Genomic DNA, 15,864 nt, shown 5'->3' with positions numbered 1-15,864 from the left:
TCCTCCGCCCCGGCCCGGCCTGCCCCCCGGCCCGGCCCCGGCTCAGGACCGCATGCCGCCGTCCACGCGCAGGACCGTGCCGGTCACGTAGGAGGCGCGGTCGCTGAGCAGCCAGGCGGCGGCCTGGGCGATCTCGTCCGGGTCGGCCGCGCGGCCCAGCGGGGTCTGGGCGTTGAGCTGCTCGATGATGCCGGGAGAGTCCGCCTCCCACTCGTGGACCATCTCGGTGAGCGTGGTGCCGGGCGCGATGGCGTTGACCCGGATGTTCTCCGGGCCGTAGGTGACGGCGGCCGACGCGGTGAGGCTGTTGACCGCCCGCTTCGCGGCGCCGTAGGCGGGCAGCCAGGGGTTGCCCATCAGGCTGCCGACGCTGGAGGTGTTGACGATCGCCCCGCTCCCGGCGGTGGCCCGGATCGCGGCGATCTCGGCGTTCATGGCGAGCCACGGCCCCTTGAGGTCGACCGCGTACACATGGTCGAAGTCGGCCTCCGCAAGCTGGTCCATCGGGCCGGGCGGCTGGGCCGTCGCACCGTTGTTGAAGGCGGCGTCGAGCCGTCCGTACAGCTCCACCGTCCGGTCGACGGCGGCCCGGATGCTCGCCGGGTCGGCCAGGTCGCACAGCGCGTACTCCGCGGTGCCGCCCGCCGCCCGGATCTCCTCGGTCACCGCCTTGAGCTGGGCCTCGGTACGGGCCGCGAGGAGCACCCGGGCGCCCTCCCGGGCGAAGAGCCGCGCGGCGGCCGCGCCGATGCCGCGGCCGGCTCCGGTGACGAAGGCGACCTTGCCGGCGAGCAGGCCCGGATGTGCGGTGGCCGTGGTGGTCGTGGTGGTCGTGGTGGCTGTGGTGGCTGCGGTGGATGTGGCCGTCGTGTCGTTCATGCCGACGAGCCTGCGCCGGGCCGCGGCCCTCATCCAGGCACCGGCAGTACCTGGCTGGGCCGGCCGGAGCTCGCGCACACTGGACGGGTGGATCGACGAGAACTGGCGGGTTTCCTGCGCAGCAGGCGCGAGCGGATCACCCCCGCCGACGTGGGGCTGCCCGCCGGGCCGCGCCGCCGCACCCCGGGGCTGCGCCGCGAGGAGGTGGCGCAGCTGGCGTTCATCTCGACCGAGTACTACACCCGGCTGGAGCAGGCGCGCGGCCCGCGTCCCTCCCGCGAGGTGCTGGTCCAGCTCGCCCGCGCCCTGCGCCTGTCGGACGCCGAGCGCGACCACCTCCACCATCTCGCCGGCACCCCGCCCGGCCCGCTGCCCGGGCCGTCGAGGGAGGTGCGGCAGAGCATCGTCGACCTGCTGCACCGGCTGCCGGAGGCCGCGTCGCTGGTGCTGTCGGCGACGTACGAGGTGATCGCCTGGAACGATCTGGCCGCCGCGCTGATGGAGGACTTCTCCGCCCTGCCGCGCCGCGACCGCAACCTCATCCGGCGCGCCTTCCTGGGACCGCACCGCAACGGCCGGCCGCTGTACGGCGTCTCGGACGCGGACGAGTTCATCCGGACCTCGGCCCAGCATCTGCGCGCCGCCGCGGCCCGCTACCCGGGCGACCCGGAGGTGACCGGTCTGGTGGACGAACTCCTGGCCGGCAGCGAGGAGTTCGCCCGCATCTGGGCGGCCCACGACGTGACCGCCCGCCCCACCCTCTGCAAGACCTTCCATCACCCCCTCGTCGGCCCCGTCTCCGTCAACTGCGACATCCTGGACCTCGCCGACCGGGACCAGCGGGTCGTCATCTACACCGCCACCCCCGGCTCACCGTCCGAACAGGCCCTGCGCCTCCTGTCGGTCGTCGGCACCCAGCGCCTGGACGTGCCCGGCTGAGGCGCCTCGCCCCGTGAACGGGTTCGGCCCCGCCGGACGCCCGACGGGGCCTACACGGGAAACAGTCCGCCGCTACGACCCCAGGATCGTGGTCAGGAACTCCCCCGTCCAAGCCAGCAGTTCACGCCCCACCACCGGCTTGCCGCCGACCCTGGCGGTGGTGGGGCGGGGGACCAGGATCTGGTGGGCGGCCGGCTTGATGACCGTCTTCGGGTACAGGCGCTTCAGGCGCAGCTCCTGCGATTCGCGGAGCTCGACCGGGGCGAACCGGATGTTCGGGCCCTGGAGGACGATCTCGCCGACGCCGCAGGCGCGGGCCAGCATGCGCAGGCCGGCGACCAGGAGGAGGTTCTCCACCGGCTCGGGGAGCTTGCCGTAGCGGTCGGTGAGTTCCTCGCGGACGGCCCTGATGTCGTCCTCCGTGTTGGCGGAGGCGATGGCGCGGTACGCCTGGAGGCGCAGCCGCTCGCCGGGGGCGTAGTCGTGGGGGACGTGGGCGTCGACCGGGAGCTCGATCTTGACCTCCAGCGGCGGCTCCTCCTCCACGCCGCCTTCGAGGGAGGCCCGGTAGTCGGCGACCGCCTCGCCCACCATGCGTACGTACAGGTCGAAGCCGACGCCCGCGATGTGGCCGGACTGCTCGCCGCCCAAGAGATTTCCCGCGCCGCGGATCTCCAGGTCCTTCATCGCCACGTACATGCCCGCACCCATCTCGGTGTGCTGGGCGATCGTGGCGAGGCGCTCGTGGGCCGTCTCGGTGAGCGGCTTCTCCGGGGGGTAGAGGAAGTACGCGTAGCCGCGCTCGCGGCCACGGCCGACGCGGCCGCGCAGCTGGTGGAGCTGGGAGAGGCCGAAGTTGTCGCCACGCTCCACGATCAGGGTGTTGGCGTTGGAGATGTCGATGCCGGACTCGACGATCGTGGTGGAGACCAGGACGTCGAACTTCTTCTCCCAGAAGTCCACCACCACCTGTTCCAGGGCCTGTTCGGACATCTGGCCGTGGGCCGTCGCGATCCGGGCCTCCGGGACGATCTCGCGGAGGCGGGCGGCGGCGCGGTCGATCGACTCGACCCGGTTGTGGATGTAGAACGCCTGGCCCTCGCGGAGCAGTTCGCGGCGGATGGCCGCGCCGATCTGCTTCTCCTCGTACGGGCCGACGAAGGTGAGGACCGGGTGGCGCTCCTCGGGCGGCGTGGTGATCGTCGACATCTCGCGGATGCCCGTCACGGCCATTTCGAGCGTACGGGGGATGGGCGTCGCGGACATGGTGAGGACGTCCACGTTGGCGCGGAGCTTCTTCAGCTGCTCCTTGTGCTCGACGCCGAAGCGCTGCTCCTCGTCGACGATGACCAGGCCCAGGTCCTTGAACCTCGTCTCGGAGGAGAAGAGGCGGTGGGTGCCGATGACCAGGTCGACGGAGCCCTCGCGGAGACCTTCGAGAGTCGCCTTGGACTCGGAGTCGGACTGGAAGCGGCTCAACGCCCGTACGTTGACCGGGAATTGGGAGTAGCGCTCGGTGAACGTTCCGTAGTGCTGCTGGACCAGGAGGGTCGTGGGTACGAGGACGGCGACCTGCTTGCCGTCCTGGACCGCCTTGAACGCCGCCCGTACCGCGATCTCCGTCTTGCCGTAGCCGACGTCGCCGCAGATCAGCCGGTCCATCGGGACGGACTTCTCCATGTCCTCCTTGACCTCGGCGATGGTGGAGAGCTGGTCGGGCGTCTCCGCGTACGGGAAGGCGTCCTCCAGCTCGCGCTGCCAGGGAGTGTCGGGGCCGAAGACATGGCCGGGGGCCGCCATCCGCGCCGAGTAGAGCTTGATCAGGTCGGCGGCGATCTCCTTGACGGCCTTCTTGGCGCGCGCCTTGGTCTTCGTCCAGTCGGCGCCGCCGAGCCGGTGCAGGGTGGGCGCCTCGCCGCCGACGTACTTGGTGACCTGTTCCAGCTGGTCGGTCGGGATGTACAGCCGGTCGCCGGGCTGGCCGCGCTTGGCGGGGGCGTACTCGACGAGGAGGTACTCGCGGGTGGCGCCCTGCACGGTGCGCTGCACCATCTCGATGTACCGGCCCACCCCGTGCTGCTCGTGGACGATGTAGTCGCCGGTCTCCAGCGTCAGCGGGTCGATGGTCTTGCGGCGGCGGGCCGGCATCCGGCCCAGGTCCTTGGTGGCGGTGCGCTGACCGGTGAGGTCGGTCTCGGTGAGCACGGCGAGCTTCAGCGCCGGGTCGACGAAGCCCTGGTCGATCGCGCCGCAGGAGACGTGGACGAGGGACGGGGAGATCTCCGCCAGGTCCGGGTCGAGGCGGGCGGCGATGCCCTCGCCGCTCAGCACCTCGACGGTGCGGGAGGCGAGGCCCTGGCCCTCGGTGACGTACACCGTGCGCCAGCCGTCGGCGATCCACCCCTTGGTGTCGGCGAGCGCGCGGGCGGTGTCGCCGCGGTACGACTCCGGGGCGTGCATCGTGAGCTTGAGGGTGTCCTCGTCGAGCTCGTCGTCGGCGGCGAACGGGGAGACCGACCACCACATCATCCCCAGCTCACGGGCCCGGTCCCGGACGTCCGCGATGCCCCACAGCGAGGCCGCGCCCACGTCGATCGGAGCCTCGCCGCCGCCCGCGGTGGCCGCCCAGGACGCCTGGAGGAACTCCTGGCTGGTGGCGACCAGGTCGGCGGCCCTGGTGCGGACCCGCTCCGGGTCGCAGACCAGTGCCATCGCGCCCTGCGGCAGCACGTCGAGCAGCAGCTCCATGTCGTCGACCAGGACCGGGGCGAGGGACTCCATGCCCTCCACCGCGATCCCCTCGGCGATCTTGTTGAGGAGTTCGCCCAGCTCGGGGTGGGCCTCGGCGAGCGCGGCGGCCCGCTCCCGCACCTCGTCGGTGAGCAGCAGCTCGCGGCAGGGCGGCGCCCACAGCCCGTGCTCGGCGATCTCCAGCGACCGCTGGTCGGCGATCTTGAAGTAGCGGATCTCCTCGACGTCGTCGCCCCAGAACTCCACCCGAAGGGGGTGCTCCTCGGTCGGCGGGAAGACGTCCAGGATGCCGCCGCGCACGGCGAACTCACCGCGCTTCTCGACCAGTTCGACCCGGGAGTACGCAGCCGCCGCGAGCGCCTCGACCGTCCTGCCGAGATCGGCGCTCTGCCCGATGCGCAGCGCCACCGGCTCCAGGTCGCCGAGCCCCTTGACCTGCGGCTGGAGCACGGAGCGGATCGGCGCGACGACGACGGAGACCGGCCCGGTCTCCGGGTCGTCCGCCCTCGGGTGCGCCAGGCGCCGCAGCACGGCGAGGCGTCGGCCCACGGTGTCCGAGCGGGGCGAGAGCCGCTCGTGCGGCAGCGTCTCCCAGGACGGGAACTCCGCGATCGTGTCCGGCGGCAGCAGGGTGCGCAGCGCGGCCGCCAGGTCCTCGGCCTCCCGGCCGGTCGCGGTGACGGCGAGCACCGTCCGCCCGGTCTCGCGGGCCAGCGCGGCGACGGCGAAGGGGCGGGCGGCGGGCGGGCCGACGAGGTCGACATGCATCCGGTGGCCGTCGCCGGCGGCCTTCACCGCTTCGTCGAGCGCCGGATCACGTACGACGACATCCAGCAGACCGTGCAGGCTCATGAAGGGCTTCCGTCCGGGTAACGAGGGTGAGGTCTGACAGCCGGCTGCTGCCAGGGGCAACACGAGGAGCGACGCGAAGGGCAACGCGAAGCGCCCGACACGTCGCACGGGTCGGGGGTTCCCAGCGTACGACTCCGCTGTGACAGCCGCGCCCGCAATCCGGCCCGACGGGGTGTCCGGGGCACGCGTACGGCCCCGGGGTGTTTGGAGGAACACCCCGGGGCCGGATCGCTCATTCTACGTGGGCCGTCGCCCGCCCTAATCCGTGGCGATCGCGTTCAGGACGTTCATCCTGCCCGCCCGGAACGCCGGGACCAGGGCCGCGAACAGTCCGACGAAGGCCGAGGCGACGAAGACCGTGAGGATCGTCGGCCACGGGATCTCCAGGACTCCGAGGCCCTCCAGGGCGAGCAGCTTCTGGGCCGCCGTGCCCCAGCCCATGCCGAGGCCGAGACCGAGGAGGGCACCGAAGACCGCGATGACCACCGACTCCAGGCGGATCATCCGGCGCAGCTGGCGGCGGGAGAGCCCGATGGCCCGCATCAGGCCGATCTCCCGGGTCCGCTCGACCACCGACAGGGCCAGGGTGTTCACCACACCGAGCACGGCGACGATGATCGCGAGCGCCAGCAGGCCGTAGACGATGTTCAGCAGCTGGCCGATCTGGTCCTTGAGCTGCTGCTTGAAGTCGGCCTGGTTCTTCACCTCGTACTGCGGGTACTTCGCGAGGGCGCTCTTGAGGGCGGCGTACGCCTCCTTCTCCTTGCCGTCCGCGGCCTTCGCGAACATGATCATGTTCTGCGGCAGGGTGTCGGCGGGGACGTAGCGCGCGGCGGTCGTGATGCTGGTGTACATCGCGCCCTTGTCGATGTTGACGTCGTCCGAGGTGATCGCGGCGACCTTCAGCTTCGCGGTCTCACCGCCCTTGAACGCGACGGTGATCCGGTCACCGACCTTGACGTGGTGCTCGGTGGCGTACGTGTCGCCGACCGACATGGCGTCCTTGCCGTACGCCTCGGAGAGGTCGCCGGAGACCGTCTCGCGGCGGACGTCGTCCTTGTACGTGGGGTCGGCGGCGACCAGGGCGTCCTTCGCGGTGGTGCCGTCGGGGGCGGTGAGGGAGGCGCTGACGGACTTGTACGACGTGACGTGCTCGATGTCCCCCGCCGCCTCGACGGCCTTCGCCGCCTGGTCCACGATCGGTGCGCCGTCGCCGCCGGCCGGCTGGACGATGAAGTCCGCGCCGACGGACTTGTCGAGCTCCTCGGTGGCCGAGGCGACCATGGATGAGCCGACGACCGAGAGGCAGGCGACCAGGGCGAGGCCGACCATCAGGGCGGCGCCGGTGGCTCCGGTGCGGCGCGGGTTGCGCAGCGCGTTGCGCTCGGCGAGCCGTCCCACGGGGCCGAACATCCGCAGCATGACCGCGCTCAGCACCCGGACCACGAGGCCGGCCAGCAGCGGGCCGATCACGATGAAGCCGATGAGGGTGAGGAGTACACCCACGCCGAGGAGCAGCGAGCCCTCGCTCGACTCGTCGGCCCTCGTCGCGGCGAGGAGCGCGGCGCCGCCGCCCAGGGTGAGGACCAGGCCGATCGCGGCCCGGACCCGGCCGGCCCGGCCGTCCGCCGGGGTTCCGGCCTCGCGCAGGGCGGCCATCGGGGAGATCTTCCCGGCGCGGCGGGCCGGGAAGTACGCGGCGACGACGGTGACGACGATGCCGAGCACCAGACCGACCACCGGGGTCGTCCAGGCGACGGTGAGGTCGTCGGTGGACAGCTCCATGCCCATGGCACCCATGAGCTTCATCAGGCCGACGGCGAGGCCGACGCCCGCGCCCACGCCGAGGAGCGAGCCGACGACGCCGAGGAACAGCGCCTCGATCAGCACGGACCGGTTGACCTGCTTGCGGCTGGAGCCGATGGCCCGCATCAGGCCGATCTCGCGGGTGCGCTGGGCGACCAGCATCGAGAAGGTGTTGACGATCAGGAAGATGCCGACGAGGAGGGCGATCCCGGCGAAGCCGAGCATCGCGTACTTCATGACGTCGAGGAAGGAGCCCATCGAGTCCTTGTTGGCGGCCGCCGCCTGCTTCTGCGTCTGGAGCTTGTACGCGGAGGTGTCGCCGAGCGCGGCGGCGACGTTCTTCTTCAGCTGCTCGTCGGCCACGCCCGCTTCGGCGGTGACGGAGATCAGGCTGAAGACATCGGGCCTGCCGAGGAGCTTGGTCTGGGCGGTGGCGGTGTCGAAGTAGACGACCGCGGCGCCGGGGTTGGTGACCTTGAAGGTGGCGATGCCGCTGATCCGCGCCTTGATGTCGCCGTTGGCGGTGATGGTGCGCAGTTCGTCGCCGAGCTTCAGGTGGTGCTTCTCGGCGGTGTCGGCGTCGACCATCACCTCGGTCGGGCCGCGCGGTCCGTGGCCGGAGGAGATCTCCATCGAACGGAGGTCGTTCCTCGTCCAGTTGCCCGCGATCGTCGGGGCGCCGCTGGTGGAGCCCATGTTCTTGTCGTGGCTGTCGACGACGGTGACGGACATGCTGGAGACCGCGCCCTCGGCCGACTTCGCGCCGGTGGCCTTCGCGGCCTTCCCGACGGCGGACGCGGGGATCGTGACGGGCCTGCCGTTCCCCGGGAGCCGGTCGTCGTCCCCGGAGGTCTTCCGGCTGACCGTGACATCGGCCGCGGTCACCGCGAAGAGCTTGTCGAAGGTGGTGTTCATGGTGTCGGTGAAGACGAGAGTGCCGCAGACGAATGCCACCGACAGCAGGACGGCGACGGCGGAGAGCGCCATGCGTCCCTTGTGGGCGAGGAAGTTCCGCCGCGAGGTCTTCCAGACGGTCATGACGTCCGCCCGCGCGAGTCGAAGTCCTTCATCCGGTCGAGGACCTGGTCGGCCGTCGGGCTGTGCATCTCGTCGACGATGCGTCCGTCGGCGAGGTAGAGGACCCGGTCCGCGTAGGAGGCGGCCACCGGGTCGTGGGTGACCATCACGATGGTCTGGCCCAACTCGTCGACCGACCTGCGCAGGAAGCTCAGCACCTCGGCGCCGGCCCGGGAGTCCAGGTTCCCGGTGGGCTCGTCGCCGAAGATGATCTCCGGGCGGGCGGCGAGCGCCCTGGCCACCGCGACGCGCTGCTGCTGGCCGCCGGAGAGCTCGGTGGGGCGGTGCTTCAGCCGTTCGGCGAGACCGACGGTCTCCACGACCTGCCGCAGCCAGGCGGCGTCGGGCCGACGGCCCGCGATGTCCATCGGCAGCGTGATGTTCTCCAGCGCGTTGAGCGTGGGGAGCAGGTTGAACGCCTGGAAGATGAAGCCGATCCGGTCCCGGCGGAGCTGGGTGAGCTTCTTGTCCTTGAGCCCGGTGATCTCGGTCTCGTCCAGGAAGATCTGCCCCGAGCTCACGGTGTCCAGGCCGGCCAGGCAGTGCATCAGGGTCGACTTGCCGGAGCCGGACGGGCCCATGATCGCCGTGAACTGCCCGCGGGCGATGTCCACGTCGACATGGTCCAGCGCGACGACCCGGGTCTCCCCCGCCCCGTACGCCTTGACGACCTGCCGCGCCCGCGCAGCGACGGCCGCATTCCTTCCAGTACCCCCGTGCCTGGGAGTGGCTACAGCCGTTGTCACGGTTTATCTCCTATGTCGGTCATCGTGCGAGACATGTCGGCGCACATGCAGAGTCTGGTGTCGGATGCGGGTCCGGCGCACTGGTGCCCAGCGCAGTTCCCGGGTGGGGTTTCCCCCACCCCCACCCCCCGGTTTCCACTCGCTCCAGCGGTCGGATTCAGCCGCTTTCCGCGGTGTAGGAACACGTTAAGGAACGGGCCCCCGCCGCCACGTCCTCCGCCGGGAGGAACCGCCCCTGCCCAGTTGTAAGGAGCTCCCCCTAAGGGTCTCGACCCGTGGGTGGAGACCGGTGTCAGGGGCTCCGGTCAACGATGTACGGGGGACCGCGCCGGAAGGCCGAATTCACAGCCGGCCGCCATCTCCGGTTCACCCGGCCTCACGCAACTGAGCCATTACCGTTGGTAATTCGCGCCAGCCATTCCCCAACTGCCGTACTCACAAGTAATGTTCGCGCATCCGCACGCACCCGCACTCCTGCCTTGCCGCCCGCCCCAGGACCCGAGCCATGCAAGGAGCAGCACCCCGATGTCGCACGGAAACCCGCCCCCGACCCCCCACTCCTCCTGGCCCGGACCGCTGCCCAGGCCCGCCCCGCAGCATCGGCCGCCGCCGCACCACCCCGACTACCTGCTGCCCTGGCAGAGCTCGGAGACCGCACCGGACCCCGACTCGCCGGACGGGGCCGACGCTCCCGCGCCCGCCCCCGGCAGCCACAGCGACCTGCGCCGGCTGCGCACCGCGTACCGGCTGCTGCGGCGCACCGCGGCACTGACCGCGCTCGGCTACTTCGTGGTCTTCCTGCTGCTCTCCGGATACGCCAAGGAGTTGCTGGACCGTCCCCTGTTCGGCGGCCTCAACCTCGGCCTTGCACTGGGACTCTGCCAGCTCCCCGTGACCCTGCTCGCCATCCGCCTGTACGAGCGGACCGCCCGGCGAACGGTCGACCCGCTCGCCGCCCGGCTGCGAAGAGCAGGAGCGGCCCGGTGAACGGATTCGACAACTCCGCGCAGTCGATGTCCCTGGTGGCCTTCCTCGCCGTGGGCACCGTGGCGCTGCTGCTCTGCGTGATGACCGGCCCGGACCGCGACGACGTCGACGAGTTCTACACCGGCTCCCGCTCGCTCTCGCCCCTGCAGAACGGGCTCGCCCTCGCGGGCGACTACCTCTCCGCGGCCACCGTGCTCGGCACCACCGGCATCATCGCCCTCACCGGTTACGACGGGATGATCCTCGCCCTGAGCATCACCCTCTCGCTCGTGCTGCTGATGTTCCTGCTGGCCGAACCGCTGCGCAACGCGGGCGGGTTCACCATGGGCGACGTACTGATCCGCCGCGCCCCCGGCCGCGCCGTCCGCATCACCGCCTGCGCGGCCACCCTCGCCGCGCTCATCCCGATGATGGTCGTCCAGCTCGCCAGCAGCGGCGATCTCCTCGCCTTCATCCTGGGGTTCGACACCTCCGGATTCCGCACCGGCGCCATCATCGGGCTCGGCACCCTGATGATCGGCTATGCGGCGATCGGCGGCATGAAGGGCACCTCGCTGATCCAGATCGTGAAGACCGTGGTCCTCTTCGTCGCCGCGTTCACCATCGCCGTGATGATCATGAACCGGTTCGACTGGAACACCGACTCGCTGATCTCGGCCGCCCGCCAGAGCAGCGGCGCGGGCGCCGACTATCTGCGCTCGGGGCTCCAGTTCGAGGGCAGCGGGCTCGACATGGTCAGCTCCGAGCTGACCGTGGTGCTCGGCGCCGCCTGCCTGCCGCACGTCACCATGCGCATGTCGAGCGCCCGTTCCACACAGGCCGTCCGGCGCTCGATGTCCTGGGCGATCGCCGTGGTCGCCGCGATCTGCCTGCTGCTCGTCGTGATCGGCTTCGGCGCGGGCGCGCTCGTCGGCCACGAGGGCATCACAGCCGCCGGGGCCTCCGGGAACAGCGCGATCCTGCAGATCAGCGGAGAGGTCGCCAACGGCACGCAGCTGGGGGCCCTGATCATCACGACGATGACGACGGCGATCTTCCTGACCCTGCTCGCCTCGGTCGCCGGAATGATTCTGTCCTGCGCCAACTCCCTCGCCCACGACCTGTTCGCGCACGGACTGCACGGGGTGCGCGACCCGGACCGCAAGCCGCTGGCCGGCCTGTCCGAGATGCGTACGGCACAGGCCTCGGCGATCGTGATCGGACTGCTCGCCACCACGCTCGCGGTCGTGGCCAGGCACTGGAACGTACAGGCACTGGCGACGCTCTCGTTCTGCGTCGGCGCGTCCGCGCTCGCCCCCGCGCTCCTCTACAGCATGTTCTGGCGGCGCTTCACCCGTACCGGACTGCTCTGCACCCTCATCGTCGGCACCCTCACCACCCTGGTGCTGATCACCGGCACCAACCTGGTCTCCGGCTCACCGAGTTCGGTCTTCCCCGACCACGACTTCAACTGGTTCCCGTACACCACCACCGGGCTCGTCTCCATCCCGGCCGGATTCCTGGCGGGCTGGCTAGGCACGGTGCTGCCCCGCCACACGGCTCCGGCGGCACGCCGGCTCTACCAGAGCGAGGAGCCCCGGATCCTGGCGGGAGTGCCACCGACGTCCCGGCACTGAGCCCGGCCCCCGCACGCTCCACGGCACCCTGTCGGCGGGCGGCACGACGACAGTCCCGCACACCCCGGGTGGAGGGTGCGCGGGGCTGTCGTCGTTGTGCGGGACTGCCGTCGTTCAGAGCAGGGGCCGCCGCCCCACGGAGCCGGTCAGATCACCGGACCCACGGAGCCGGTCAGATCACCGGACCCACGGAGCCGGTCAGACCACCGGACCGGACTCCCGGCAGTGCCTGCACAGGCCATCACGGAACGCCTCGGGCCTCCCGGGCGCACCGCACTCGGTGCACTCCATCATCAGACGGCGTACGGGAGTTGCCCGCGAGGCCGGAGCCGCGGCGGGCAGGCGGGGCGGGAGCTTGTCGCGGAGGCGGCGGCGGACGAAACCGAAGGGCGAGCCGATGGACGCGGGGAGCCCGGCGGTGAGGGCGTGCGTCGGGTAGTCGGCGTCCACACCCCGCTCGAACCACTCGGCGGCCGCCTGCTCCAGCGCCGCACAGTCCGCCCCCGAGAGGGCCAGGCGGGAATCGGCACGCCCGAGACGGGCAAGGGCGGCAAAGGCGGGAGAGGGCCCCGGCCGGGACTGCGGCTGCGGCTGCGGCTCCGCAGTGCGCTGCTGCGGGACCACCGGGGCGGTCGGCTGCGCCGGTACGTGCACGGGAGCGGGCTCGGACGCAGGCACAGGCACGGGCAGGCGCGCCGGGGGATCCACCGCCTTCGCGGTCGGCATCGGCGCGGACCGGCGCTCCTCAGCAGCGAGGAAGGCGTCCCACCACTCGTTGTCGTGAGCAACCCGGGACCAGAAGGTACGCGTGACCCAGCGGACCTGGTCGCCGTTCTCGCCGCTCAGGCACCGGACATGCCGCAGATGACCGGCCACCCCCAGGGCCCGCAGCGCACTGCCGACGGCCATCTGCCCGTACAGGGGCTGACTCCTCGCCAGCGACTTGATGTCCATCGCCGCACCCTCGGGCAGGGCATCCACATATCCGGCGATGTGCCGTTCGCGGTCGGGCAGCAACGTGAAGTCGGCCTCGCGCGGCGGACATTGCTGCGGGACGGACCGCTTTCCGTAACCGGGGCGGGCCTTCAGGTGCGGGCGCGAGGATGCGGACGCACGCAGGGCAGGACTAAGGTCTGAAACAGCCACGGGATCGCTCTTCTCGATCTTGGGGTCAGACCCCGGCCGGTGCTGGTAACACCGCGTCGGGGTCGTTGCGTTGGCACCGTAAGCAGCCGCGACTCCGCGCCGCAAGTCGGTCACGACTAGTCATACTTGCTGGCCGTGACGGGGCGGGGAGGGTGGGGAGGTTCTCCCAAACCCCTTCATTTACCTACCGGTTGTAAGGCATCGCTCGAATCCCGGCGTCCGGATCCCGGCCCCCGAAGCCCGAAGCTCAAGACCCGGCCCCGGCCCTCCGCCCCGTAACCCGAAAGAGTGCACAAGCCCCATCCGAAGCTCGAAACCCGAAGCTCGAAACCCGGCTCCCGGATCTCGGATCTCGATGCGAGGCGGGTACGCCCCTGGCACAGGCGAACGAGGTCGGCGATTCTGTTCGCATGCTGCTCCCGATCATCCACAAGACGGCCGAACTGATCGAGGTCGTCCGCATCACCGATCCGAACAGGCATTTCGGCGCCGAGGACCTGACCGGCGACGAGGTCGCCCACTGGGAGGCGCCCCAGGTCGATCAGGTCCTGGCACTGGTCGGCGACCTGCCGGACGGCGAGATGCGCCGCTGCTTCAACCCGGGCTGGGGCATCCGGGTCCACGGTGCCAGCGGTCTGCTCTTCCAGCTGGCCTTCTGCTTCCAGTGCCACGACGTACGGCTGTGGGGACCGGCCGTCCCGGACGGGCAGGCGGGGATCCGCAGTTTCGACGCGGACAGCGCGCCCGCCCAGGAGCTCCTCGCGCGGTTCCGTACGGCTGCGGAGAAGCCCGCGTAGTCGGATCGGACCGGATCGCGACCCGCCCCGTGCCGCCGGTACCGAGAATGCCAGGCAGCCGGTTCAGTCCTCCGCCGGTGCCACCCGTCCGGTGAGCGCCGCGAGCGAATTCCGGACGTGGGCCATGTGCGCCTGCACCTCGTCGCGGCCCTCCTCGTGCTCCCGCACGATCCGCTCCGTCTCCCGGACCACCCGCTCCTCACGGACCCTGGCCTCCGCGATCAGCTCCGCGGCCCGCGCCTCGGCGTCCTCCTGACCGTGCCGGGCGGCCTCCTCCGTCTCCGCGAGCGCCCGCCGTGCCTCCTCCAGCCGGGCCTCCGCCTGCTCGGTCAGCTCGTCGTGGTGCGCCGACTGCGCGGCCTCGGCCGCGGCCATTTCGAGCTCCGCCGCCTGCCACCGCTCGGAGTGCTCCTGCTCCTGGTGCGCGAGGACGCTCTCGGTGCGGTGGCTCGTCTCCGTCATCATGGCCTCGGACCGCTCCCGCACCTCCGCGGCCTCCGTACGGGCCTCGGCGACCGCCTCGCCGGCGGCGGCCTCCGCCGCGGCCAGCGCCTCGTCGGCGTGGGCCACGGCCGCCGCCCGCATGGCCTCGGCGTCCGCCCGCGCCGAGGCGCGAAGCGCCCGGCCCGCCTCGTCCGCCGCGTCCGTGAGCGCCTGCGCCTCCTCCTGGGCGGCGCCCCGTACGGCCTCCGCCTCGCTCCCGGCGAGGGCCAGGATCTGCTGGGCGCGCTCGCCCAGCGATTCGTAATTCTGCGGGGCGAGCGTGGCGACGACCTCGCTCAGCCGGACCGACTCCGCCGACAGCTCCTCCACCAGCGCCGTCAGCCGGGACACCTCGTCCAGCGCCGCGTCCCGCTCCGCCGAAAGCCCGGCCACCATGCGGTCCACCTGCTCCGGACGGTAGCCACGTCCCCGTACGCCGACGAAGCCATGCGCGGACACCGGTGCAGAACTCATCCTTGAAGCCTCTTTCCGACTCTCCGACCCACCAGCAATACGTCAAGGATGCGGCAATTGGCCAAGAAGTCGGAATCGATTGGCTGCATTCCGGACGGAAGCGACAGGCATCACAGACAGCACGGCGCCCGGCCCCCTCTCGGGAACCGGGCGCCGTCAGCGGGCCTGCCGGGTCAGATCAGCCCGTCCCACATCTGCTCCAGCAGCACCGACCACCAGCTCTCCGGCGACGCCAGCGCCGCCGCGTCCAGCGCCACCAGCTGGGCCTGGAAGTCGACCGTCCAGCGGCCCGCCTGCTCCGGGTTGAGCCCGAAGCGCAGCCGCCACATCCGGCCGAGCAGCGCCATCGAACGCTGGAACTCCGGCAGCCCGGTGTTCACGAACTGCGGCGCCACCGACTGCCCGCCCGGACCCGCCTCGACCGGCACGGCCACGATGTTCGCGGTCCCGTACTGGACACAGATCGCCCGCCCGAAGTCCGACCCCATGACGAGGTACGACCCCGCGTCGGGAGCGGGCTGCACCTGGCGCTGCGCGGCCAGCTCGGCCAGCGTCGGTACCACCGGCTGACCCGGCTGCGCCCAGAAGAACGGCCCGAAGTCGGCGGGCAGCCCCGCCCACACCAGCGTCCGCGCCACGGTCTCGGGCACGCCCTGGCGGGACACGGCGCGCTGGTCGAAGCGGCAGATGCCCTGCGGCCCGAAGGTCTGCAGCAGTTCCTCCGCGATGACCTCCGGCGGCGCCGCCACCGCGGGCGGCATCTGCGGCAGCGGGGCCCGCACCGGTGCCGGACGGGCCGGGCCGTCCGCCACCTGGTGCAGCTCGCCCTGGTGGGTGAGCAGATGCTGCATGCCCTGCTGACGGCTGGCGTGATCGGTGCCGTACGGGGCGACGCTGGTGATCCGCACCTGCGGCCAGGTCTCCCGGATCATCCGCGCGCAGTAGCCACCGGGCAGCTCACAGGACTCCAGCTCGGTGTGCAGCTCGATGACCTGCTGCGGCGGCACGTTCATCGCCCGCAGCTCGTGCAGCATCTGCCACTCGGGGTGCGGGGTGCCGGGCGCCGAACGCCGGATCAGCTGCTGCTCGCTGCCGTCGGGCGCGCGGTAGCGCAGCACGGCCTGGTAGCCGGGCCCGACGGTCGGCTGACCGTTCGGCGCCTGCGGATAGCCGTACGCCGCGGGCGGCGGGGTGTGCGAATTCGGCGGTACGGGGCCGGGGGCACCGGGCGGACCGGGAGGACCGGGAGGACCGGGGGGACCGGGAGGCTGGAGCGCGCCGGGGCCGCCCATGCTCGGGTCGGCCAGCATG

Annotated in this window: 11 protein-coding genes; 4 read left to right on the top strand and 7 right to left on the bottom strand. The window is 71.6% G+C overall.

Going from position 1 to position 15,864, the window contains the following annotated elements:
- Nucleotides 1-42: 42 nt before the first annotated feature.
- On the bottom strand, nucleotides 43-879 hold the full coding sequence (locus EES42_RS38950; protein WP_241196868.1) for an SDR family NAD(P)-dependent oxidoreductase: 837 nt from the start codon (nucleotides 877-879) through the stop codon (nucleotides 43-45).
- Nucleotides 880-966: 87 nt separating this feature from the next.
- On the opposite strand from EES42_RS38950, the gene EES42_RS38945 reads away from it, so the two are divergent.
- Entirely contained in the window at nucleotides 967-1,818 is an 852-nt protein-coding gene (locus tag EES42_RS38945; protein WP_124722920.1) for a helix-turn-helix transcriptional regulator, read from the top strand.
- Between the two features lie 72 nt (nucleotides 1,819-1,890).
- Here the strand turns inward: EES42_RS38945 and mfd are convergent, their stop codons facing one another.
- The 3 genes from mfd to EES42_RS38930 all read right to left on the bottom strand — a co-directional run bounded on the left by mfd (nucleotide 1,891) and on the right by EES42_RS38930 (nucleotide 9,050).
- Nucleotides 1,891-5,421, bottom strand: coding sequence for a transcription-repair coupling factor (gene mfd, locus EES42_RS38940; RefSeq protein ID WP_124722919.1), 3,531 nt, complete (start codon nucleotides 5,419-5,421; stop codon nucleotides 1,891-1,893).
- 258 nt (nucleotides 5,422-5,679) lie between these two features.
- Nucleotides 5,680-8,265 carry an ABC transporter permease gene (locus EES42_RS38935; protein ID WP_124722918.1) on the bottom strand — a complete coding sequence of 862 codons (2,586 nt, stop codon included), beginning with the start codon at nucleotides 8,263-8,265 and terminating at the stop codon, nucleotides 5,680-5,682.
- Nucleotides 8,262-9,050 carry an ABC transporter ATP-binding protein gene (locus tag EES42_RS38930; protein ID WP_124722917.1) on the bottom strand — a complete coding sequence of 263 codons (789 nt, stop codon included), beginning with the start codon at nucleotides 9,048-9,050 and terminating at the stop codon, nucleotides 8,262-8,264. Before EES42_RS38930 ends, EES42_RS38935 begins: the two co-directional genes overlap by 4 nt.
- Before the next feature lie 525 nt (nucleotides 9,051-9,575).
- On the opposite strand from EES42_RS38930, the gene EES42_RS38925 reads away from it, so the two are divergent.
- Nucleotides 9,576-10,037: a DUF485 domain-containing protein gene (locus EES42_RS38925; protein ID WP_124722916.1), complete on the top strand. Its 462-nt coding sequence runs from the start codon at nucleotides 9,576-9,578 to the stop codon at nucleotides 10,035-10,037.
- Between the two features lie 26 nt (nucleotides 10,038-10,063).
- Nucleotides 10,064-11,653: a sodium/solute symporter gene (locus EES42_RS38920; RefSeq protein ID WP_206433808.1), complete on the top strand. Its 1,590-nt coding sequence runs from the start codon at nucleotides 10,064-10,066 to the stop codon at nucleotides 11,651-11,653.
- A gap of 198 nt (nucleotides 11,654-11,851) precedes the next feature.
- Here EES42_RS38920 and EES42_RS38915 read toward each other — a convergent pair whose 3' ends face one another.
- A complete protein-coding gene (locus tag EES42_RS38915) occupies nucleotides 11,852-12,799 on the bottom strand; it encodes a MarR family transcriptional regulator (RefSeq protein WP_124722914.1) in 948 nt (315 codons plus the stop codon).
- 410 nt (nucleotides 12,800-13,209) lie between these two features.
- On the opposite strand from EES42_RS38915, the gene EES42_RS38910 reads away from it, so the two are divergent.
- A complete protein-coding gene (locus EES42_RS38910) occupies nucleotides 13,210-13,596 on the top strand; it encodes a hypothetical protein (RefSeq protein WP_124722913.1) in 387 nt (128 codons plus the stop codon).
- Between the two features lie 63 nt (nucleotides 13,597-13,659).
- Here the strand turns inward: EES42_RS38910 and EES42_RS38905 are convergent, their stop codons facing one another.
- Both EES42_RS38905 and EES42_RS38900 read right to left on the bottom strand, forming a co-directional pair.
- Complete coding sequence (locus EES42_RS38905; RefSeq protein ID WP_206433801.1) at nucleotides 13,660-14,553, bottom strand: coiled-coil domain-containing protein; 894 nt, start codon at nucleotides 14,551-14,553, stop codon at nucleotides 13,660-13,662.
- A gap of 173 nt (nucleotides 14,554-14,726) precedes the next feature.
- The coding region (locus EES42_RS38900; protein ID WP_124722912.1) for an SUKH-4 family immunity protein at nucleotides 14,727-15,864 on the bottom strand (1,138 nt) is incomplete at its 5' end.

It is taken from the genome of Streptomyces sp. ADI95-17, from assembly GCF_003846175.1.
Classification (GTDB): Bacteria; Actinomycetota; Actinomycetes; order Streptomycetales; family Streptomycetaceae; genus Streptomyces; species Streptomyces sanglieri.
The sequence above is the reverse complement of the archived record's forward strand: the minus strand, read 5'-3'. Positions and strand labels throughout refer to the sequence as shown.